Raw genomic sequence first — 21184 nt, 5'->3', positions numbered from 1 at the left:
CTTTCGCATGAGCCCTCACTCCACCTCCGGGGACCAGCGCACCACCCATTTCGGTTACCAGGAAGTGCCGTTAGCGGAGAAGGCCTCGCGCGTGGCCGACGTCTTCCACTCCGTGGCGGCGCGCTACGACGTCATGAACGACCTCATGTCGCTGGGCATTCACCGGCTGTGGAAACGGCTCACCATCGAGCGCGCGGGCGTGCGCCCCGGCCACAGCGTGCTCGACATCGCCGGCGGCACCGGCGACCTGACGCTGAAGTTCTCGCGCCTGGTGGGGCCCCGCGGTCGCGTGGTCCTGGCCGACATCAATGCCTCGATGCTGCGGGTCGGCCGCGACAAGCTGCTCGACCACGGCGTCGGCGGCAACGTCGAATACGTGCAGGCCAATGCCGAGTGCCTGCCGTTTCCCGACAACAGCTTCGACTGCATCACCATCGCCTTCGGCCTGCGCAACGTCACCGACAAGGACGCCGCGCTGCGCTCCATGTGCCGCGTGCTCAAGCCCGGCGGCCGCCTGCTGGTGCTGGAGTTCTCCAAGCCCGGCAATCCGTTGCTGACTCGCGCCTACGACGAGTACTCCTTTCGCCTGCTGCCGGTGATGGGCCAGATGGTGGCGGGCGACGCCGACAGCTACCGCTACCTGGCCGAGTCGATCCGCATGCACCCCGACCAGGAGACGCTCAAGGCGATGATGGAAGCGGCAGGCCTGGAGCGGGTCGAGTACACCAATCTCACCGGCGGCATCGTCGCCCTGCATCGCGGCATCAAGTTATAATGTTGGTCCTGGCCGGCATCGAGCGTACCCTCAATGCCCTTCTCGCCCGCGATCTGGCCGCGCCCTCGCGTCTGGCCCGGCTGGCCGGCAGCCGGCTGCTGCTGCGCCTGGAGCACCCCACCCTGACGCTGCTGTTGAGCTTCCATCCGCGTGGCGTCGACCTGATGCGCCAGGAAGAGCTCGACGAGGGAAGCGCCGACGCCGTCGTCGAACTCGATGCCGAGACGCTCGGTGAGCTGCTCGGCGGCGAATCGATGGAGCGGCTGATGTTCCGCGGCCGCCTGGCAGTGCGGGGCCGGGTCCACCTGCTCGAGGAGGTGCGCGAGCTGTTCTTCGACCTCGACATCGACTGGGAGGCGGAGCTCGCCCGCTGGCTCGGCGACGTGCCTGCCCACAGCCTGGCCGAGGGGCTCAGGCGCATGGCCCGCTGGGGCCTGCGTGCCCAGGAGGAGATGCGCGCCGATATCGCCGAGTACGTGTTCGAGGAGGCGCGCCTGCTGCCCGGGCGTCACCAGTTCGAGACCCTGCGCGACCACCTCACCGAGCTGGAGGTGGCCGCCGACCGCCTCGAGGCCCGCCTGGCCAGGCTGCGCCGCCGCTTGGAACACGAGGCCGCGCCATGATGGGGCTACGGCTGCTGCGCATCATCTGGGTGATCACCCGCTACCGCCTCGATACCCTGCTGCCACTGCAACGCCTGCCGTGGTGGCTGCGGCTGGCCTTCCTGCTTTCGCCGCTGCGCCTGGTGCCGGTGGGACGCCGCACCGGCGGCGAACGCCTGCGCCTGGCGCTCGAATCGCTGGGCCCGATCTTCGTCAAGTTCGGCCAGTTGCTCTCCACCCGCCGCGACCTGCTGCCCGAGGAGATCGCCAACGAGCTGAGGCGCCTGCAGGACCAGGTGCCGCCCTTTCCCGCCGAGGAGGCAAGGGCTCTGGTCGAGGCCGAGCTTCGCATGCCACTCGACGCCGCCTTCGCCCATTTCGAGCCCGAGTCGCTGGCCTCGGCCTCCATTGCCCAGGTACATGCCGCCCGCCTGCACAGCGGCGAGGACGTGGTGGTCAAGATCATCCGCCCCGCCATCGACCGGGTGATGCGCCAGGACATGGCGCTGATGTACCGGGTGGCGGGGCTGCTGGCCCTGCTGCCAGAAGCGCGACGGCTGCGCCCGGTGGAGGTGGTTCGTGACTATGAGGCCACCCTGTTCGACGAGCTCGACCTGCACAAGGAAGCCGCCAACACCTCGCAGCTCAAACGCAACTTCAAGGATTCGCCGCTGCTTCACGTGCCCACGGTTCACTGGTCGCACACCCGCCGCCGGGTCATGGTGCAGGAGCGCATCCACGGCATCCCGGTGGCCGACATCGCCGCGCTGCGCGCCCAGGGCACCGACCTCAAGCGGCTCGCCGAACGCGGCGTGGAGATCTTCTTCACCCAGGTGTTCCGCGACAACTTCTTCCATGCCGACATGCATCCGGGCAACATCTTCGTGTCCCGCGAGCACCCCCACGACCCGCAGTACATCGCCATCGACTGCGGCATCGTCGGCAGCCTGACCCGCGAGGACCAGGACTACCTGGCGCGCAACCTGCTCGCCTTCTTCCATCAGGACTACTACGAGGTCGCCGCGCTGCACATCGAGTCGGGCTGGGTCGGCGAGGACACGCGTGCCAACGAGTTCGCCGCCGCCATCCGCACGGTGTGCGAGCCGATCCTCGAGAAGCCGCTCAAGGACATCTCCTTTGGCCAGGTGCTGCTGGGGCTGTTCCAGACCGCACGGCGCTTCAACATGGAGGTGCAGCCACAGCTGGTGCTGCTGCAGAAGACCCTGCTCAACATCGAGGGACTGGGGCGCCAGCTCTATCCCGACCTCGACCTGTGGAGCACCGCCAAGCCCTATTTGGAACGCTGGATGCACGAGCGCGCCGGCGCGGTGGGCCTGTGGGAATCGCTCAAGCGTCAGGCGCCGGAGCTGTCGCGCCAGCTGCCCGAGCTGCCTTCCGTGGCCCACCAGGCGCTCAGCCGTATCGAGCACGAGCATCGCCAGCGGCGGCGCCAGGCCCACGCCCTGGGCGGCATCCAGCACCAGCTGCGCGAAAGCCGGCGCGGTGGGCGCCGCCTGCGCCTGGGGCTGCTGCTGGCCGGCCTGGCGCTGGCCTGGCAACCGCTCTCCGAGTGGGCCGCGGGACAGCCCTGGCCGGTGCTGCTGATCGCCGTGCTGGGCCTCGCCCTGCTGGCCTGGCAGTGAACTTGATCCATCGCAACCGGAGTCGCCCGCATGCATGATATTCTCGATGAACTCTTCGGCGTCCTGGCAAGCCGTCGCAGCGCCGACCCCGCCGACTCCTACGTGGCCGCCTTGCATCAGAAGGGGCTCAACAAGATACTCGAGAAGGTCGGCGAGGAAGCCACGGAAACCCTGCTGGCGGCCAAAGACGCCGAGGCCGGCGGCGACGCCGAGCGCAAGGCACTGGTCGCCGAAACCGCCGACCTGTGGTTTCATAGCCTGGTGATGCTGTCGCATCTCGGACTCGACCACCGGGACGTGCTAGACGAGTTGGCCCGCCGTTTCGGAATCTCCGGGCACGAAGAGAAGGCCGCAAGGTCCAAGTGAAATTGGCTTCCGGATTCGCCGGAAACCCGACTCAGAGGTAACGCTTCATGTTAGGTGGCATCAGTATCTGGCAACTGCTGATCGTACTCGGCATCATCATCCTGATCTTCGGCACCAAGAAGTTGCGCAACGTCGGTTCCGACCTGGGTGGCGCGGTCAAGGGCTTCAAGCAGGCCGTCAATGAAGAAGACAAGGCGGGCAAGGACGACAAGCCGCAGGCCAAGGTGACCCACGAAGAGCAGCCCAACACGTATGACGTCCGCGCCGAGGAGAAGAAGGCGGCGGACAGCGTCGAGGAACGGGAAGAGCGCAAGTAAGCCTCCATGTTCGATATCGGCTTCCTCGAACTCCTGGTCCTCGGGATCGTGGGCCTGCTCGTGCTCGGCCCGGAGCGCCTGCCCAAGGCGGCGCGCACCGTGGGGCTGTGGGTCGGCAAGATCAAGCGCACCGTGTCGAGCATGCAGCGAGAGATCAACTCGCAGCTCGAGGCGGAGGAGCTGCGCCAGAAGCTCAAGGAGCAGCAGGCCAAGCTCGACGAGAGCCTGAGCAAGGCCAAGCGCGACGTGGAGAGTATCGCCGACCCCGCTCCGACGCCAGGCCAGGCCGACGCCAAGCGCTCCGCCGAGGGCGACGGCGAGGCGACACCGCCGGCCTCCGCGCGCCTCGACGATGCCCTGGCCGACGCCCGGGCTGCCGGCAGCGAGCCTCCCTCCCCCTCCGACGATGACAAGGACGCCGCTTCCCGATGAGCGACTCCGACGACAAGCAGGAACTTGGCCAGGCTCCCCTGATTGAGCACCTGATCGAGCTGCGCTCGCGCCTGCTGCGCGCCGTGGTGGCGATCCTGGTGATCTTCCTGGGGCTCTACCCCTTCGCCAACGAGATCTACACCTTCGTGGCCCAGCCGCTGATGGGCATGCTGCCGGAAGGCTCGCAGATGATCGCCACCGAGGTGGCCTCGCCGTTCCTGGCCCCGTTCAAGCTGACCCTGGTGGTGGCGGTGTTCGTCGCCATCCCCTACGTGTTGCACCAGGCCTGGGCCTTCGTCGCCCCCGGGCTCTACGACAACGAGAAGGCCCTGGCGCTGCCGCTGCTGGCCTCGAGCGTGGGGCTGTTCTATGCCGGCGCCGCCTTCGCCTACTACGTCGTCTTCCCGCTGCTGTTCCAGTTCTTCACCCAGACCGGGCCGGAGAACGTGGCGGTGATGACCGACATCAACCAGTACTTGAACTTCGTCCTCAAGCTGTTCTTCGCCTTCGGCGTGGCCTTCGAGATCCCCATCGCCACCTTCCTGCTGATCCTCTCCGGCGCCACTACGGTGGAGAGCCTGACGAAGAAGCGGCCCTACATCATCCTCGGCTGCTTCGTGATCGGCATGCTGCTGACGCCGCCCGACGTGATCTCTCAGAGCCTGCTGGCCATCCCGATGTACCTGCTCTACGAGGTGGGCATCCTGTTCGGCCGTCTGGTGCGCCGGCGCCGGCAAGACGCAGCGATGTCGGCCGAGGAGCGCGACGACGCCTGAACCGGCCGTCGCGCCATAGCGAAAGCACCCCCGCTTCCGACGAAGCGGGGGCGCCTTGCATTGCCGCGGTGGGTCACAGATCCATCAGTTCATCGATGCGCTCGACCAGCTTGAAGATGCCGGTGGCGGCCTCGCCGATGCGCGTGGCGAGCATGTAGGCCGGCGTGGTCACCACGCGGTTCTCGAAGTCGACCACGATGTCCTCGACGCCACAGCTGCGATGCAGGCCGCCCATCGAGCTGATCGCGCCGGCGACACCCGGATCGTGGCCGATGGTCACGGCGATGCCAGGCCCCAGCAGCTTGGGCACCAGCGCCGGTGCAATGCACATCAGCCCGATCGGCTTGCGCGCCTCGTGGAACGGTGCCAGCGCCTCGACCAGTTCCGGCAGAGGCTCCATGTCACTGCCGGCTTCGGCAAAGTTGGACAGATTCTTGGCCGCACCGAAGCCACCGGGCAGGATCACCGCGTCGAACTCCTCGACCTCGAGCTCCTCCAGCGGCGCGATATTACCCCGCGCGAGGCGAGCCGACTCCGTGAGCACACTGCGTGATTCACCTTCGGCCACCTCGCCGCTGCGATGATCGATGACGTGATGCTGCATGATGTCCGGTGCAAAGCAGCGATGGCCGATGCCCAGTTGATCCAGCCGCAGCAGGGTCAGGGTGGTCTCGTAGATCTCCGAACCGTCCTGAACGCCGCAGCCCGCCAGGATGACCGCCACTTGTTTGCTCATGCCATTCTCCTTGTTGTAAAGGCGCCTCGGTTGAAGAGCTTCGCCTCGAATCCTGAAGCCCACACTTTAGAGAGTCGCAACGGGTGCGACAAGGCGTGACTTCCCGCACGGGGTGGCGCTGATATACTCGACGAAACGCATTCGAACGCCATCGCACTGTCATCCTTGCCGGGGCACACTTCCGTTACGTCATGCCAATGGCGCAACGCGGCCCCACTGCCGGAGTAGAACATCTTGAGTTTCATGACCACGCGCCAGTTCCCCGCCACCCGGATGCGCCGCATGCGCCGCGACGACTTCTCGCGCCGGCTGATGCGGGAATCGACCCTGACCGCCGCCGACCTGATCTGGCCGGTGTTCGTGCTCGACGGCGAGCAGCGCCGCGAGGCCGTGCCCTCGATGCCGGGCGTGGAGCGGCTGTCGCTGGACCTGCTGATCGAAGAGGCGCGCGAGGCGCACGAGCTGGGCATCCCCGCCCTGGCGCTGTTCCCCGTGGTCGACCAGTCGCTGAAGAGCGAGCTCGCCGAGGAGGCCTACAGCGCCAGCGGCCTGGTCCAGCGCAGCGTGCGCGCACTCAAGGCCGCGGTGCCGGAGCTCGGCCTCATCACCGACGTCGCCCTCGACCCCTACACCATCCACGGCCAGGACGGCATCATCGACGACAGCGGCTACGTGCTCAACGACCGCACCGTGGAGACGCTGCTCAAGCAGGCGCTGTCGCATGCCGAAGCCGGCGCCGACGTGGTCGCCCCATCGGACATGATGGACGGGCGCATCGGCGAGATCCGCCAGGTGCTCGAGCAGGAGCACCTGCACAGCGTGCGCATCATGGCCTACAGCGCCAAGTACGCCTCGCGCTACTACGGCCCGTTCCGCGACGCAGTGGGCTCGGCGGCCAACCTCGGCAAGGCCGACAAGCGCACCTACCAGATGGACCCGGCCAACAGCGATGAGGCGCTGCACGAGGTGGCGCTGGACCTGGCCGAGGGGGCCGACATGGTGATGGTCAAGCCCGGCATGCCGTACCTGGACGTCGTGCGGCGCGTCAAGGAGGAGCTGCGGGTGCCCACCTACGCCTACCAGGTGAGCGGCGAGTACGCCATGCACATGGCCGCCTTCGACAACGGCTGGCTCGAGGCCGACGCCGTGATCCTCGAATCGCTGATGTGCTTCAAGCGCGCCGGCGCCGACGGCGTGCTGACCTACTTCGCCAAGCGCGCCGCGCGCCTGCTCGCCGGCTAGCCTCGCTTGAAGGCCGCCAGGTCGTGAGGATCGAAACCGTCGACCCGGGCGGCCAGCCCGCGTTCCTCGCGCAGCTGGCGGATCCTGGCGCGTTCGCCGAGCAGCTCTCCGTCGTCATCCAGGGTGCGGCCGTTGAGCTCGGCCAGCTGCGCCATGCCCTGGTGATAGGCGGTCATCAGGTGGAGGGCGACGCCGTTGCCCTGGTCCATTTCGCGACGCAGGGTGGCGAGGTAGCCGCTGAGCCGGGACAGATGGTGCTTGAGCTGCCAGACGTAGCGCATCTCGCGCATCCATGGCCGCTCGCGCAGCACGGCAAAGGTCAGGCTGGTCGCCAGCAGCCCGAGGAACACCCCCAGCGCGTTGAGCCACAGGCTGGAGCCGAAGGCCGCCACCAGCAGCTGGGAAAACACCAGGCCGAAGACGATCAGCTGGCCGGCCATGGCCACGCTGATGATCCTGGCCTTGCGGCGGTAGGTCTCGGGATCGTGGTGTTCGAAGGTAAACGGCATGGAGGGCTCCTGTGGCAACGCGATGGCGGGATTATCCCGGCATCGCGCGCCGAGGTACAGTCGCCCTCCTCGCGGCTCAGCGCAGCCGCTCGGCGGCTTCCAGCAGCAGCGCTTCGGTTTCCCGCCAGCCCAGGCAGGGGTCGGTCACCGACACGCCATGGCGCAGCGCACCGGGGGTCAGGGGCTGCTTGCCCTCCTCGAGGTAGCTCTCCAGCATCAGCCCCATGAGAGACGCCTCGCCCGCCGCTCGCTGTGCCACCACGTCGCGCAGCACCTCCGCCTGGCGGCGATGATCCTTGCGTGCGTTGGCGTGGCTGCAGTCGACCATCAGCCGGGCCGGCAGGCCGGCAGCCTCCAGGGCCTCGCGGGCGGCACGCACCGAGACGCCGTCGTGGTTGGGCCCCCGATGCCCCCCACGCAGTACCACGTGGGCATGCGGGTTGCCCCTGGTCTCGCGCAGCGCCGGGCGGCCCTCTTCGTCGAGGCCGAAATGCTGGTGAGGATGCGCCGCCGCGCGAATGGCGTCCACCGCCACGCCTACGTCGCCGCTGGTGGCGTTCTTGAAGCCCACCGCCGCGTCCAGGCCGCTGGCCAGCTCGCGGTGCAGCTGCGATTCGGTGGTGCGGGCCCCGATGGCGACCCAGGCCACCAGGTCGCCGAGGTAGGCGGCCAGCATCGGCTGCAGCACCTCGGTGGCCACCGGCAGCCCCAGCGCGGCGATCTCGTGCATCAGGTGGCGCGACAGGTGCAGGCCGCGGGCCATGTCGCCGCTGCCGTCCAGATCGGGGTCGTAGGCGAGCCCCTTCCAACCGACCGTGGTACGCGGCTTCTCCACGTAGACCCGCATGACCGGCAGCAGGCGATCGCTTACCCTGGGCGACAGCTCGGCCAGGCGATGGGCATACTCCAGCGCCGCCAGGGGCTCATGGATCGAACAGGGGCCGACCACTACCAGCATCCGGTCGTCGCGACCGACGACCACTTCCTGGATGGCGCGGCGCTGGGCCGAGAGGCGTTCCGCCACCCGGGGCGAGACGGGAAGGCGCCGGCGCAGTTCGCCGGGCGTCGGCAGGGTCATCCCGACCCGGCTGGAGGGAGGGGCGGCAGAATCGTCATGGCTGTCGGCCAGGCGCTGGGCAAGCGATGCGGGGGCATTCATGTGTCTTCAACTCCGTGGGATCGGCAAACATCGTGTCGTCATGCCACCGGTCATCTCACGGTCGGAGGTGGCGCACTGGACCGACCGCGCGGCGCTAAATCGCCAGCCGTAGTCCCAGCCATAATAGGCGTAACGGGCGTTGGCGGCGAAAGTGGCGCGACGTGCGGTCATGGTGCTTCTCCTCTGGTTGAAGGGTCGGGCGAATACCGGGCGACCAACGCAAAACCCCCGGTCGGGGTTGCCGACCGGGGGTTTCGTGGGAGGCAACCCGGTTAGGGTGTGCCTTCGCGGCGCTGTCCTCGCTCAGGACCCGGCCGCGGGCACACCGATGCTAAACCAATACCAGTACTGACCACCGAAGCCGACGCCATGCGCCGCCACCGCGCTCGGGGCGCGGTAGGCGACGGCAAGGTTCGTATGCGGCTTCGGTGTCATGGTCGTCTCCCGATGTTCTCGCCTCATCGTGCCCGATCAGGGCAGGCTTGGCAAGCGTGGCCGTCAGCCGGCGAACACCTGGTACCAGCCGATGGTGGCCGGCAGTGCGCTCATGCTGACCAGCACCACCAGGCCCAGCACGATGGACAGCAGGCCGCTGTCGTCCTTGAAGTCGGGGTCGTAAGCCATGTCGGCTCCTCTCGAGTTGTCAGGGGGGGACACCATTTTAGCGGAGGTGGCGGCCGCCATCGACCGGTAGCGTGATGCCGGTGACGTAGCGGTTGTCGAGCAGGTAGCGCAGGCTCTGGTAGACCACCCCCGGCCCCGGCACCATCCCCATGACCGATTTGGCTCGCGCCTGCTCGGCGTAGGCTTGGTCGTCATCCGCCCCCAGCATGATCAGGGCGGGCGCGATGGCGTTGACCTGGATCGCGGGGGCGTACATTGCCGCGAAGGAGAGCGTCAGGTTGGCCAGCCCCGCCTTGGTGGCGGCGTAGGCCGCGTGCTGCTTCGAGCCCTTCTGCACCACGTAGTCGGTCATGTGCACGATGTCGCGCTGGGGTTCACCGCACGCCTCGAGCAGCTCGCGGCCGTGCAGGTTGATCAGGTAGGGCGCCTGCATGTGCACGCGAAACAGTCGCTCGAAGTCGGCGCCGGCCTCGTCGCCCTGGCGGTCCGGTGTCCAGTCGCTGGCGTTGTGCACGATGGCCCGCAGCGACTGCGTCTCGTCCTTGAGCCGGGCGATGAAGTCGAGAATGCCGGCTTCGCTGGAGAAGTCGGCGTAAAGGGCGACGATGCCGCGGCGGCGCATCGCCTCGAGCTCCGGGCGCTCGCGGCGATAGCTGATGATCACCGGGTGCCCATCCTCGACCAGGCGCTCGGCGCAGTGACGACCCAGGCGCTGGGCGCCGCCGGTGATCAGGATCGGCGAGGCGCTCACCCCGCGCTCCCCCGGCGCAGCACCCCGGCGGTCGGCACCAACGGTCGGCGCGGCGCGTAGGCGAAGACGTCGGAGAAGACCCGACTCGGCTCGAGGCCCAGCGAAGCCAGCACGTCGACGCAGGCATAGACCATGCCCGGCGAGCCGGAAAGATAGACATCGTAGCCGCTGACGTCCTCGAGCCCGGTGGCCAGCGCCTGGTCGATACGGCCCAGGTGGCCCTGGATGCGCTCTCCGGTGACCGGCGGCTCCGGCGCCGCCTCGGTGACCACGTGGAATCGCACGTTCTCGTGGCTCTCGGCCCACTGCCGCGGCAGGCTCTCGAGGTAGAGGTCGCGCCGCTCGCGGGCGGCCCACCACAGCTCGATGGGGCGCTCCGGCACCTCGTGCAACGAGGCCTCGACGATCGCCTTCGCCTGGGCGAAACCGGTGCCGGCGGCGACCAGCAGCAGCGGCCGCCGGCTGGTGGTGTCCAGCACGCAGTCGCCGCCGGGAAGGCGTACCGTCAGGTGGTGCGCCACCACGATCAGCTCGCGCAGCCGGGCGGAGTTCTCGCGCTCCGGCCAGTGCTGGATGTGCAGCTCCAGGGTGCCGTCGCCGGCATGCGCACTGGCGATGGAGAACGGCACCCAGGTCTCGTCGTCCAGCTTGAGTTCGAGATACTGGCCCGGCGCGTGCGCCATGGCTTCGGCGCGCCCTTCCAGGCGCACGCGGAACACGTCGGGAGTCAGGTCCTCCACTGCCGTCACCTGGCAGCTCAGGGTCCTCGGGGTCATGCAGGCCTCTTGTCGTCAGGGTGGGGGGGCAGGCGGATGCCCAGCTCGTTCCAGCGTTCGCTGACGCGGGCCTTGACGGCCTCGTCCATGACGATGGGCGTGCCCCATTCTCGATCGGTCTCGCCGGGCCACTTGGTGGTGGCATCCAGCCCCATCTTGGACCCCAGCCCCGCCACCGGCGAGGCGAAGTCGAGGTAGTCGATAGGTGTGTTCTCGACCATCACGGTATCACGGGCAGGATCCATGCGGGTGGTGATGGCCCAGATCACGTCCTTCCAGTCGCGGGCGTCGACATCGTCGTCGAGCACCACCACGAACTTGGTGTACATGAACTGGCGCAGGAAGCTCCATACGCCCATCATCACGCGCTTGGCGTGGCCGGCGTACTGCTTCTTCATGGTCACCACCGCCATGCGGTAGGAGCAGCCCTCCGGCGGCAGGTAGAAGTCGACGATCTCGGGGAACTGCTTGCGCAGGATCGGCACGAACACCTCATTGAGCGCGACGCCGAGGATCGCCGGCTCGTCGGGCGGTCGTCCGGTGTAGGTCGAATGGTAGATGGCGTCGCGGCGCATGGTCATGCGCGTCACGGTGAACACCGGGAACTCGTCGACCTCGTTGTAGTAGCCGGTATGGTCGCCGTAGGGCCCTTCCGGCGCCGTATCGTCGGGGTAGATGAAGCCCTCGAGGATGATCTCGGCGGAGGCCGGCACCTCGAGGTCGGCGTGGCCGCACTTGACCAGCTCGGTGCGCGAGCCGCGCAGGAGGCCGGCGAAGGCGTACTCGGAGAGCGAGTCCGGCACCGGGGTCACCGCGCCGAGAATGGTGGCCGGGTCGGCGCCCAACGCCACCGCCACCGGGAAGGGCTCGCCGGGGTTCGTCTGCTGGAACTCCTGGAAGTCGAGCGCGCCGCCGCGGTGCGACAACCAGCGCATGATCAGGCGGTTCTTCGACAGCTTCTGCTGGCGGTAGATGCCCAGGTTCTGGCGCTTCTTGTGCGGCCCGCGGGTGACCACCAGCGGCCAGGTGACCAGCGGCGCGGCATCACCGGGCCAGCAGTGCTGGATCGGCAGGCGGTCAAGGTCGACGTCATCGCCCTCGAGCACCACCTGCTGCACCGGGGCGCTGCGCACCGTCCTGGGCCCCATGCTCATCACCTGCCTGAAGATCGGCAGCTTGTCCCAGGCGTCGCGAAAGCCCTTGGGCGGCTCGGGCTCCTTGAGGAAGGCGAGCAGCTCGCCCACCTCGCGCAGCGCCTCGACACTGTCCTGGCCCATGCCCATGGCGACCCGCTTCGGTGTGCCGAACAGGTTGCCGAGCAGCGGCATGTCGTGCCCCTTGACGTTCTCGAACAGCAGCGCCGGGCCACCGGCACGCAGGGTGCGGTCGCAGATCTCGGTGATCTCGAGGTAAGGGTCCACCTCGGCTACAACACGCACCAGCTCGCCCTGGGCCTCCAGGGCCGCGATGAAGTCGCGCAGATCGTTGTACTTCATTCGATTTCCCGTTTCCGGAACGACGAAAGGGGCAGCATAGCATGCCGCCCCTTCCTCTTCCCCGCCGGCCAACGCATCCTTACCCGCGGCCACTCCGTCGACAGGCGCCGGACCGTCGAGGAGGCGCTGTGAACCCATCCCTGGGCGCTACTTTTGCCATCCATGGCAAAAGACCTCCTCTTCGACCTGTCCCCGGCGCCGCTAGCCTTGGCCTAGCAACCGAAGCCTAATAGCTCCGATCAACGGCGCTTCATCGCCTCGAAGAATTCCAGGTTCGTCTTGGTATCTTTCAGGCGGTCGATAAGGAACTCGGTGGCCGCGGTATCCTCCATCGGGTTGAGCAGCTTGCGCAGGATCCACATGCGCTGCATCTCGTCCTCGGAGGCGATCAGGTCCTCACGGCGAGTGCCGGAGCGGCGGATGTTGATCGCCGGATAGACGCGGCGCTCGGCGAGCTTGCGGTCCAGGTGGGCTTCCATGTTGCCGGTGCCCTTGAACTCCTCGAAGATCACCTCGTCCATCTTCGAGCCGGTGTCGACCAGCGCGGTGGCGATGATGGTCAGGCTGCCGCCCTCCTCGATGTTGCGCGCGGCGCCGAAGAAGCGCTTGGGCTTCTCCAGGGCGTGGGCGTCGACACCGCCGGTGAGCACCTTGCCGGAGCTCGGCACCACGGTGTTGTAGGCGCGCGCCAGGCGGGTGATGGAGTCGAGCAGGATAACCACGTCCTTCTTGTGCTCGACCAGGCGCTTGGCCTTCTCGATGACCATCTCGGCGACCTGCACGTGGCGCGCCGGCGGCTCGTCGAAGGTCGAGGCGACCACCTCGCCGCGCACGGTGCGCGACATCTCGGTGACCTCCTCCGGGCGCTCGTCGATCAGCAGCACGATCAGGTGACACTCGGGATTGTTGCGCGTGATCGAGGTGGCGATGTTCTGCAGCATCAGCGTCTTGCCCGCCTTGGGCGGCGAGACGATCAGGCCGCGCTGGCCCTTGCCGATGGGGGCGGTGAGATCGATGATGCGCGCGGTGAGATCCTCGGTGGAGCCGTTGCCGATCTCCATGCGCAGCCGCTCCTGGGGGAACAGCGGCGTGAGGTTCTCGAACAGGATCTTGTGCTTGGCGTTTTCCGGCTTGTCGAAGTTGATCTGGCTGACCTTGAGCAGCGCGAAATAGCGCTCGCCTTCCTTCGGCGGACGAATCTTGCCGGAGATCGAATCGCCCTTGCGCAGGTTGAAGCGACGGATCTGCGACGGCGAGACATAGATGTCGTCGGGGCCGGCCAGGTAGGAACTGTCGGCGCTACGCAGGAAGCCGAAGCCGTCCTGGAGGATTTCCAGAACACCGTCGCCGTAGATGTCCTCGCCGCTCTTGGCGTGCTTCTTGAGGATGGCGAAGATGATGTCCTGCTTGCGCGAGCGGGCCAGGTTGTCGATGCCCATCTCACGGGCGATCTCCAGGAGGTCCGGCACGGATTTTTGCTTGAGTTCGGTAAGATTCATCGGTGCGTTCGGAAGTTGCTCATGTCAGCGTGGCGGCACGGCGGCCGTGGGAATGGTGCGGAGAAAGAACGGTACGCCGCTTGGGTGCGTTCAGCGCCCGGGAAGCTGTCGCTCATGAGCGATGCCCGTCGCGGTACGACCACTCTGCGCAAGGGTCGCCGGCACGGTATCGTGTTAGAGGGAGCAGCGCTTCTTGTCGCCGGGACTCTTCGCCTGGTGCGTTTCAAGTGCCACCGAGGCTAACGGCACATGACAGGGCGACAAAAAGGGGGCTGACTGACGACTTGATGTTGACCGCGACGCGGACGTCGTGTCTCGGTCGGAAAGCATTCGGAACAGGCGAACGACCCGATGTTAGTCAAGGCCGGCGACGAACGCAACCCCGCAGATCAACCTTGTGCGATTGACACGCCCGGGGAGTCGCCGCACCCTTTAGCCATTGACTATCAGGATGCTTCGATGAACTCACCCACGGAACGGCCCAATCTCGTCAGCGACGCTGTCGACATGCCCCAGGCAGTGCGCCTGGCCGCGATCGACCTGGGTTCCAACAGCTTTCACCTGCTGGTCGCGCAGTATCAGGACGACCGGCTTCAGGTGGTGGCCCGATTGGGTGAGAAGGTGCAGCTGGCCGCCGGCCTCGACGCCACCAATTGCCTGGACGACGCCTCGATGGAGCGTGCCATGGCGTGTCTCGCCCGCTTCGCGCCGCTGCTGGACGGCGTCGGCGCCGAATGCCTGCGTGTGGTCGGGACCAGCGCGCTGCGTACGGCGCGCAACCGTCGGGTCTTCATCGCCCGCGCCGAAGCGCTGCTGGGCTGCCGCGTCGAGGTGATTCCCGGCCACGAGGAAGCCCGCCTGATCTATCTGGGCGCGGCCCACGCCCTGGCCGAGAACGGCCGCCGCCTGGTCGTCGACATCGGCGGAGGCTCCACCGAATTCATCGTCGGTGAACGGCTGAAACCGCTGATGCTGGAGAGCCTCGACATCGGTTGCGTCACCCATACCCGGCGCCACTTCGCCGATGGCCAGCTGAGTGCCGCACGCATGGAGCAGGCCGAAGCGGACGTACTGGCACGGCTCGCCCCCCTCAAGGCGAGCTACAGCGAACTCGGCTGGGACGAGGCACTGGGCTCCAGTGGCACCATCAAGGCCGCCGCTTCGGTACTGGCAGCCGATGGCGGCACGCCCGGCGAGATCACCCGGACCGGCCTGGCAGAGCTGCGCCGGCGCCTGGTCCAGTGCGGCCACCTCGACCGGGTTGCCCTGGAAGGCCTCAAGCCCGATCGCGCGCGCATCTTTCCCGCCGGAGTGGCCATTCTCGGGGCGATCTTCGAGGCGTTCGGGCTGACCACGATGCGCTACGCCGATGGGGCGCTGCGCGAAGGGGTGCTGCACGACATGCTGGCTCGGGGCCTCTCAGCTCGACGCTGACCCCTCGCCGACAGAAGCCCGCCACCCCTCGGCCACCGCCAGCCAGCGTATCGCGTCGGACTGAAGCGCCGCCACGGGCACCTCGCCGTGCCAGGCCACCAGCAGCCGCTCGCGCTCCCATGGCGGTACCTCCGCTTCCTGTAGCAGGCGCTTGAGATCGCGACTTCCGCGCCGTGCCAGACGCAGACTCTCGCCGCCCTGGCGCGGCATGAGGCGCAGCGAAGCCTGGCCGCCCTCCTCGGGAACGAGCGTGACGTCGACGGTTCCCCAAGGAGTCGCCAGGGGGGAGACGCCGTCCCATTCGACCTGCCACGTCGGCGCCAGCGGCGGCCGGCTCGACAACAAGTGAAGGTGTCCGCGCCAGATCCTCCCCTCGGCGCCGGTCCAGGTGACCCTCACCCGGGCGTCATGACGCGCATCGCACTGGGCAAGCAGCGCCTCGAGACGCGCCGCGGGCGGCGTGGGCAACCCCAGACGGTGGCAGGCGTGCCGCACCAGCACGCGCCGACGCGCCGGCGATAGGCGCCCCAGCCCCGCCAGCGGCAGGCACGCGGCGTCGTCCCCCAAGACCGCCAGATCCACGGCGGACAGATCGGCGATCAGCGCGTCGGCTTCGGCGGCCTGGCGCGCGCTGGCCGCCAGCGCCTCGCCCGCGTGGGGCCAGCGCTGCGCCAGCAGCGGCAGCACGCGGCGACGCAGGAAGTTGCGATCGAGCGTCTCGTCGGCGTTGGAGGGGTCCTCGACCCAGCGCAACCCGCGCCGCGCGGCCTCGGCCTCGAGCTCGGCCCGCGAGCGGGCGAGCAGGGGGCGCACCAGGCGCCTGCCCCGCCACTCGCGCCCGGCCGGCATGCCGGCCAGGCCGCGCACGCCGCTGCCGCGCAGGGCGGCCAGCAGGAAGGTCTCGGCCTGGTCGTCGCCATGCTGGGCCAGCCACAGCGTCTCGCCCGGGGCTACGCGCCGCGCGAAGGCGTCGTAGCGCGCCTGGCGCGCCGCGCCCTCCAGCCCCAGCCCGGCGTCGCGCTCGACCGCCACGCGCTCGACGAACAGCGGTACGCCGAGCCGCGAGGCGAGCCGCCGGCAGTGGGTCTCGAAGTCGCCGGCGGCGGCCTGCAGGCCGTGGTGGACGTGCAGCGCACGCAGCGGCCGGGGATGTCGACGGCACGCCGCGGCCGCCAGGGTGAGCAGCAGGCTCGAATCCAGCCCGCCGGAGAGCGCCACCCAGACGACACGCCCCGGCGGGGTCTCCGCCAGGGCGTCGTCGATCAGGGCCTGCAGCGAGACTCTCTTATGCCGGTGCGCCATAGCTCATCAGGCGCTCATAGCGCCGTTCGAGGAGCGCCTCGGTATCCATCGCCTCGAGCCGATCCAGGCTCGCCAGCAGCGCCTCCTTGACCCGTTCGGCGGTGGTCTGCGGGTGGCGGTGGGCGCCGCCCAGCGGCTCCTCGATCAGGGTATCGACGAAGCCGAGCTCCTGTAGCCGCTCGGCGGTGATGCCCATGGCCTGGGCGGCGTCGGCGGCCTTCTCGGCGCTCTTCCACAGGATCGAGGCGCAGCCCTCGGGCGAGATCACCGAGTAGGTGGAGTATTGCAGCATGGCCAGCTCGTCGCATACGCCGATCGCCAGCGCCCCGCCGGAGCCGCCCTCGCCCACCACGGTGGAGACGATCGGGGTCTTGAGCCGCGACATCACCGCCAGGTTGTAGGCGATGGCCTCGCTCTGGCCGCGCTCCTCGGCGTCGATGCCGGGGTAGGCGCCCGGGGTGTCGATGAAGGTGAGCACCGGCATCTTGAAGCGCTCGGCCATCTCCATCAGGCGGCACGCCTTGCGGTAGCCTTCGGGGCGCGGCATGCCGAAGTTGCGCCGCACCTTCTCCTTGACGTCGCGGCCCTTCTGGTGGCCGATGACCATCACCGGGCGGTCGTCGAGGCGGGCGACGCCGCCGACGATGGCCGGATCGTCGGCAAAGCGCCGGTCGCCGTGCAGCTCGTCGAAGTCGGTGAAGACGTGCTCGAGGTAGTCGAGCGTATAGGGGCGCTGGGGGTGGCGCGAGAGCTGCGACACCTGCCAGGGGCTCAGGTCCTTGAAGATCGACTCGGTGAGCTTGCGGCTCTTCTCCTCGAGGCGACCGATCTCGTCGCTGAGGTTGAGCTGGCTGTCGTTGCCGACCAGGCGCAGCTCTTCGATCTTGGCCTGGAGTTCGGCGATGGGCTGTTCGAAATCGAGGTAGTTGGGATTCATAGTGGCTGGGCCGCCTTGTCTTTGCTGTCGCCGGGGCATGATGAACGCTGTTCGCCCCGGAAGCCATAAAATCGAGTGTCGGGCATTATCGCACCCTCAACGCGCGGCGCAAGGCAACGTATGCGGACTTCGCCAGCACCGAGGGCTGCCGGGGACAGGCCGAAGAGGAGGTCTTTTGCCATGGATGGCAAAAGTAGCGCACAGGGAAGGGTTCACAGCGCCTCCTCTCAGGCCTGTCGCCGGGTCAGCCCCGCTGCCTTTCTCGGCGCCAACACCCATCGTCGATACCTAGCGGTACTTCAGCCGCACGCCGTCTTGCCCCTCCACCTCACGCAGCGCGATCAGCAGCTCGTCGCTGGGGGCCACGCGCCACTGCGCGTCCAGCTCCAGCCAGCCGGCAGCGGCGTCGTTGCGGTAGCGCAGGCGCACCGGCAGGCCGCCATCGTCGCGGTGCGGCACGAGGCTCTCGCGCAGGCTCTCCACCAGCCTCCCGTTGACCCGGGTGCCGTCGAGCGACAGCTCCACCGCCTCGCCGTAGCGGGCGCGGGCCGCCACCATCGGCGTGATCTCCTTGCCGCGCAGGCGCAGGCCGCCGGAGAAGTCGTCGCTGGAGACCTCGCCCTCGACGATCAGCACCTGGTCGGCCTCGATCTGGCCACGCAGCTGGTCGTAGAGCTCGCCGAACAGCGACGCCTCGATGCGTCCGGTGCGGTCGTCCAGGGTGACGAAGGCCATGGTGTCGCCGCGCTTGGACTTCATGGTGCGCAACGCCACCACCAGGCCGGCGACGCGCTGCGGCTCCCGTGAGGGCTTGAGATCGCTGATGCGGGTGGAGACGAAGCGGGCGAGCTCCTTCTCGTACTCGTCGATGGGGTGGCCGGTGAGGTAGAGCCCCAGGGTCTCCTTCTCGCCGGCCAGACGCTCCTTGTCGGTCCACTCGCGGGCGCTGCGATAGGCCTCGTAGGGGTCGCTCTCGGCCTCGTCGTCGGCGAAGGCCTCGCCGAACATGTCCAACATGCCGAGGCTCTGGTTGGTCTGGGTCTGGGCGGCGGCGCGGATGGCGTCGTCCAGTGCCGCGGCCAGCACCGCCCGGCTCGGCCCCAGGTTGTCCAGCGCGCCCGAGCGGATCAGCGCCTCCAGGGTGCGCTTGTTCATGCGTTTGGGATCGACCCGGCGGCAGAAGTCGAACAGGTCGGTGAACGGGCCGTCGGCCTCGCGGGCCTCGACGATGGCGCCGATGGGCCCTTCGCCTACGCCACGAATGGCACCCAGGCCGTAGACCACGCGGCCCTCGGTATCGACGGTGAACTTGTAGGCGCCGATGTTGACGTCCGGCGGCGTCACGGTCAGGCCGATGCGCCGCGACTCCTCGATCAGCGGTACCACCTTGTCGAGGTTGTCCATCTCGGTGGACATCACCGCGGCCATGAACGGGCCCGGGTAGTGCGTCTTGAGCCAGGCGGTCTGGTAGGAGACCAGGCCGTAGGCCGCCGAGTGCGACTTGTTGAAGCCGTAGCCGGCGAACTTCTCCACCAGGTCGAAGATGTTGCCGGCCAGCTCCTTGTCGATGCCGTTGGCGGCGCAGCCCTCCATGAAGCCGCTGCGCTGCTTGGCCATCTCCTCGGGCTTCTTCTTGCCCATCGCCCGGCGCAGCATGTCGGCCTGGCCCAGGGTGTAACCGGCCAGCACCTGGGCGATCTGCATCACCTGCTCCTGGTAGAGGATGATGCCGTAGGTGGGCTCGAGCACCGGCTTGAGCCACTCGTGCTGGTAGTCCGGGTGGGGGTAGGAGATCTCGGCGCGACCGTGCTTGCGGTTGATGAAGTCGTCGACCATGCCCGACTGCAGCGGCCCGGGACGGAACAGCGCCACCAGCGCGATCATGTCCTCCAGCGAATCGGGCAGCAGGCGCTTGATCAGCTCCTTCATGCCGCGCGATTCGAGCTGGAACACCGCCGTGGTCTCGGCGCGCTTGAGCATCTCGAAGGTGGGACCGTCATCGAGCGGGATGCTGTCGATGTCGAGCGGTCCTTGGCCCTTGACCGCCCGCACCTTGTCGACCATCTCCAGCGCCCAGTCGATGATGGTCAGGGTACGCAGCCCGAGGAAGTCGAACTTGACCAGCCCGGCCTCCTCGATGTCGTTCTTGTCGAACTGCACGACCAGGCCGTTGCCCTCCTCGTCGCACAGCAGCGGCGAGAAGTCGGTCAGCTTGGTCGGCGCGATCACCACGCCGCCGGCGTGCTTGCCGGTGCCGCGGGTGATGCCCTCGAGCTTGACCGCCATCTCCCAGATCTCGGCGGCCTCCTCGTCATTCTCGACGAACTCCTTGAGCGCCGGCTCCGCTTCGATGGCCTTGGCCAGGGTCATGCCCACCTCGAAGGGAATCAGCTTGGAGAGCTTGTCGCCGAGCGAATAGGGCTTGCCCTGGGCGCGGGCCACGTCGCGTACCACCGCCTTGGCCGCCATGGTGCCGAAGGTGACGATCTGCGACACCGCATTGCGGCCATAACGGTCGGCCACGTACTCGATCACCCGGTCGCGCTTCTCCATGCAGAAGTCGACGTCGAAGTCGGGCATCGAGACCCGCTCGGGGTTCAAGAAGCGCTCGAACAGCAGGTCGTACTCCAGCGGGTCGAGGTCGGTGATCTTCTGCGCATAGGCCACCAGCGAGCCGGCCCCGGAGCCGCGCCCCGGCCCCACCGGCACGTCGTTGTCCTTGGCCCACTGGATGAAGTCCATCACGATCAGGAAGTAGCCGGGAAAGCCCATCTGGATGATGATGTCGAGCTCGAAGTCCAGCCGCTCGCGATAGCGCTTGTCGATCTCGGCGAACTCGGCGCCGTCGCGCGGATACTTCTCGGCCGGGTAGAGAAAGTCGAGGCGCTCGGTGAGGCCGTCGTGGGAGACCTTGCGGAAAAACTCATCCTGGGTCATGCCCTCGGGAATCTCGAACTCCGGCAGGAAGATCTCGCCCAGGCGCACGTCGACGTTGCAGCGCGCGGCGATCATCACGCTGTTCTCCAGCGCCTCGGGAATGTCGGCGAACAGCTCGGCCATCTCCGCCGGGCTCTTGAGGTACTGCTCCTCGGTGTACTTGCGCTCGCGGCGCGGGTCGTCCAGCGCCTTGCCCTCGCCGATGGAGACCCGGGTCTCGTGGGCCCAGAAGTCGTCGCGCTCGAGGAAGCGCACGTCGTTGGTGGCCACCACCGGCGTGCCCGAGGCCATGGCGAGTTCCACCGAGAGGTGCACGCACTCCTCCTCCAGCGGTCGCCCGGTGCGGGTCAGCTCCAGGTAGAAGCGCTCCGGGAAGGCCGCCTGCCACTCCTCCAGTAGCGCGCGCGCCTCATCGCGGTGATCGGCGAGCAGGTGGCGGCCGATCTCGCCCTCACGGCCGCCGGACAGCGCGATCAGGCCCTCGCTCTGCTCGAGCACCCAGGCCTTCTCCAGCACCGCGCGCCCCTGGCGCTGTCCCTGCATCCAGCCCCGCGAGATCAGCTCGGTGAGGTTGCGATAGCCGGTGTCGTTCATCGCCAGCAGCGTCAGCCGGTAGGGGTGCGTCTCGTCGTGGGGATTGGCCAGCCACAGGTCGGCGCCGATCACCGGCTTGAGGCCGCTGCCCTGGGCACCGCGATAGAACTTGACCAGACCGAACAGGTTGGATTCGTCGGTCACGGCCAGCGCCGGCATGCCCTGCTCGGCGGTGGCCTTGAGCAGCGGCTTGAGCCGCACCAGGCCGTCGACCAGGGAATATTCGGTGTGCACGCGGAGATGAACGAAAGGCGTGGTCATAAGAGGCTCGGGGCTA

22 protein-coding genes are annotated in these 21184 nt (G+C 68.0%); 9 read left to right on the top strand and 13 right to left on the bottom strand.

Annotation, left to right across the window (positions count from 1 at the left end; all coding sequences use genetic code 11):
• The first annotated feature begins 7 nt into the window (after positions 1-7).
• Genes ubiE through tatC form a run of 7 tightly spaced genes read left to right on the top strand, consistent with a single transcriptional unit; the run spans position 8 to position 4911 of the window.
• Positions 8-775, top strand: coding sequence for a bifunctional demethylmenaquinone methyltransferase/2-methoxy-6-polyprenyl-1,4-benzoquinol methylase UbiE (gene ubiE, locus HNO51_RS02670; protein WP_197449516.1), 768 nt, complete (start codon positions 8-10; stop codon positions 773-775).
• Positions 775-1398, top strand: coding sequence for a ubiquinone biosynthesis accessory factor UbiJ (locus HNO51_RS02665; RefSeq protein ID WP_209538399.1), 624 nt, complete (start codon positions 775-777; stop codon positions 1396-1398). The genes ubiE and HNO51_RS02665 overlap by 1 nt, the downstream gene beginning before the upstream one ends.
• Positions 1398-3020: a ubiquinone biosynthesis regulatory protein kinase UbiB gene (ubiB, locus tag HNO51_RS02660; protein ID WP_197450897.1), complete on the top strand. Its 1623-nt coding sequence runs from the start codon at positions 1398-1400 to the stop codon at positions 3018-3020. The genes HNO51_RS02665 and ubiB overlap by 1 nt, the downstream gene beginning before the upstream one ends.
• A gap of 30 nt (positions 3021-3050) precedes the next feature.
• The gene (locus HNO51_RS02655; protein ID WP_197449514.1) at positions 3051-3386 is read left to right on the top strand and encodes a phosphoribosyl-ATP diphosphatase; all 336 of its coding nucleotides are present in this window, start codon (positions 3051-3053) and stop codon (positions 3384-3386) included.
• A gap of 47 nt (positions 3387-3433) precedes the next feature.
• Entirely contained in the window at positions 3434-3703 is a 270-nt protein-coding gene (gene tatA, locus HNO51_RS02650; RefSeq protein ID WP_197449513.1) for a Sec-independent protein translocase subunit TatA, read from the top strand.
• 6 nt (positions 3704-3709) lie between these two features.
• Complete coding sequence (tatB, locus tag HNO51_RS02645; RefSeq protein WP_197449512.1) at positions 3710-4135, top strand: Sec-independent protein translocase protein TatB; 426 nt, start codon at positions 3710-3712, stop codon at positions 4133-4135.
• Positions 4132-4911 (top strand): twin-arginine translocase subunit TatC, encoded by a 780-nt coding sequence (tatC, locus tag HNO51_RS02640; RefSeq protein WP_197449511.1) that lies wholly within the window; start codon positions 4132-4134, stop codon positions 4909-4911. Before tatB ends, tatC begins: the two co-directional genes overlap by 4 nt.
• 73 nt (positions 4912-4984) lie before the next feature.
• Here the strand turns inward: tatC and elbB are convergent, their stop codons facing one another.
• The gene (elbB, locus tag HNO51_RS02635; RefSeq protein WP_209538398.1) at positions 4985-5647 is read right to left on the bottom strand and encodes an isoprenoid biosynthesis glyoxalase ElbB; all 663 of its coding nucleotides are present in this window, start codon (positions 5645-5647) and stop codon (positions 4985-4987) included.
• Between the two features lie 243 nt (positions 5648-5890).
• On the opposite strand from elbB, the gene hemB reads away from it, so the two are divergent.
• On the top strand, positions 5891-6889 hold the full coding sequence (gene hemB / locus HNO51_RS02630; RefSeq protein ID WP_422674259.1) for a porphobilinogen synthase: 999 nt from the start codon (positions 5891-5893) through the stop codon (positions 6887-6889).
• Here hemB and HNO51_RS02625 read toward each other — a convergent pair.
• From HNO51_RS02625 to rho, 9 genes are all read right to left on the bottom strand, one after another.
• Entirely contained in the window at positions 6886-7398 is a 513-nt protein-coding gene (locus HNO51_RS02625) for a DUF3087 family protein (protein ID WP_197449508.1), read from the bottom strand. The genes hemB and HNO51_RS02625 overlap by 4 nt on opposite strands.
• Before the next feature lie 76 nt (positions 7399-7474).
• Complete coding sequence (locus HNO51_RS02620) at positions 7475-8557, bottom strand: 3-deoxy-7-phosphoheptulonate synthase (RefSeq protein ID WP_197449507.1); 1083 nt, start codon at positions 8555-8557, stop codon at positions 7475-7477.
• Positions 8558-8563: 6 nt separating this feature from the next.
• Entirely contained in the window at positions 8564-8728 is a 165-nt protein-coding gene (locus tag HNO51_RS02615; protein WP_197449506.1) for a hypothetical protein, read from the bottom strand.
• A gap of 132 nt (positions 8729-8860) precedes the next feature.
• Positions 8861-8992, bottom strand: a complete 132-nt coding sequence (locus tag HNO51_RS21130; RefSeq protein WP_267956409.1) for a hypothetical protein — start codon at positions 8990-8992, stop codon at positions 8861-8863.
• Positions 8993-9055: 63 nt separating this feature from the next.
• Positions 9056-9181, bottom strand: a complete 126-nt coding sequence (locus tag HNO51_RS21125) for a hypothetical protein (protein ID WP_267956410.1) — start codon at positions 9179-9181, stop codon at positions 9056-9058.
• 37 nt (positions 9182-9218) lie between these two features.
• Positions 9219-9932: a dihydromonapterin reductase gene (gene folM, locus HNO51_RS02610; protein WP_197449505.1), complete on the bottom strand. Its 714-nt coding sequence runs from the start codon at positions 9930-9932 to the stop codon at positions 9219-9221.
• Positions 9929-10708, bottom strand: coding sequence for an NAD(P)H-flavin reductase (locus HNO51_RS02605; RefSeq protein ID WP_197449504.1), 780 nt, complete (start codon positions 10706-10708; stop codon positions 9929-9931). The genes folM and HNO51_RS02605 overlap by 4 nt, the downstream gene beginning before the upstream one ends.
• Positions 10705-12204, bottom strand: a complete 1500-nt coding sequence (gene ubiD, locus HNO51_RS02600) for a 4-hydroxy-3-polyprenylbenzoate decarboxylase (protein WP_197449503.1) — start codon at positions 12202-12204, stop codon at positions 10705-10707. The genes HNO51_RS02605 and ubiD overlap by 4 nt, the downstream gene beginning before the upstream one ends.
• A gap of 239 nt (positions 12205-12443) precedes the next feature.
• The gene (gene rho / locus HNO51_RS02595; protein ID WP_111412893.1) at positions 12444-13703 is read right to left on the bottom strand and encodes a transcription termination factor Rho; all 1260 of its coding nucleotides are present in this window, start codon (positions 13701-13703) and stop codon (positions 12444-12446) included.
• 459 nt (positions 13704-14162) lie between these two features.
• On the opposite strand from rho, the gene HNO51_RS02590 reads away from it, so the two are divergent.
• Positions 14163-15137 carry a Ppx/GppA family phosphatase gene (locus HNO51_RS02590; protein ID WP_197449502.1) on the top strand — a complete coding sequence of 325 codons (975 nt, stop codon included), beginning with the start codon at positions 14163-14165 and terminating at the stop codon, positions 15135-15137.
• On the opposite strand, the gene tilS is transcribed toward HNO51_RS02590, so the two are convergent.
• The 3 genes from tilS to dnaE form a co-directional block, all read right to left on the bottom strand.
• Positions 15123-16439 carry a tRNA lysidine(34) synthetase TilS gene (tilS, locus tag HNO51_RS02585; RefSeq protein ID WP_209538396.1) on the bottom strand — a complete coding sequence of 439 codons (1317 nt, stop codon included), beginning with the start codon at positions 16437-16439 and terminating at the stop codon, positions 15123-15125. The two genes, HNO51_RS02590 and tilS, sit on opposite strands and share 15 nt — an antisense overlap.
• Positions 16423-17376 (bottom strand): acetyl-CoA carboxylase carboxyl transferase subunit alpha, encoded by a 954-nt coding sequence (gene accA / locus HNO51_RS02580; RefSeq protein WP_197449500.1) that lies wholly within the window; start codon positions 17374-17376, stop codon positions 16423-16425. Before accA ends, tilS begins: the two co-directional genes overlap by 17 nt.
• Before the next feature lie 288 nt (positions 17377-17664).
• Complete coding sequence (gene dnaE / locus HNO51_RS02575; RefSeq protein ID WP_209538395.1) at positions 17665-21168, bottom strand: DNA polymerase III subunit alpha; 3504 nt, start codon at positions 21166-21168, stop codon at positions 17665-17667.
• Positions 21169-21184: the final 16 nt, after the last annotated feature.

The organism is Billgrantia sulfidoxydans, assembly GCF_017868775.1.
In the GTDB taxonomy this organism is placed as follows: Bacteria; Pseudomonadota; Gammaproteobacteria; order Pseudomonadales; family Halomonadaceae; genus Halomonas; species Halomonas sulfidoxydans.
The sequence above is the reverse complement of the archived record's forward strand: the minus strand, read 5'-3'. Positions and strand labels throughout refer to the sequence as shown.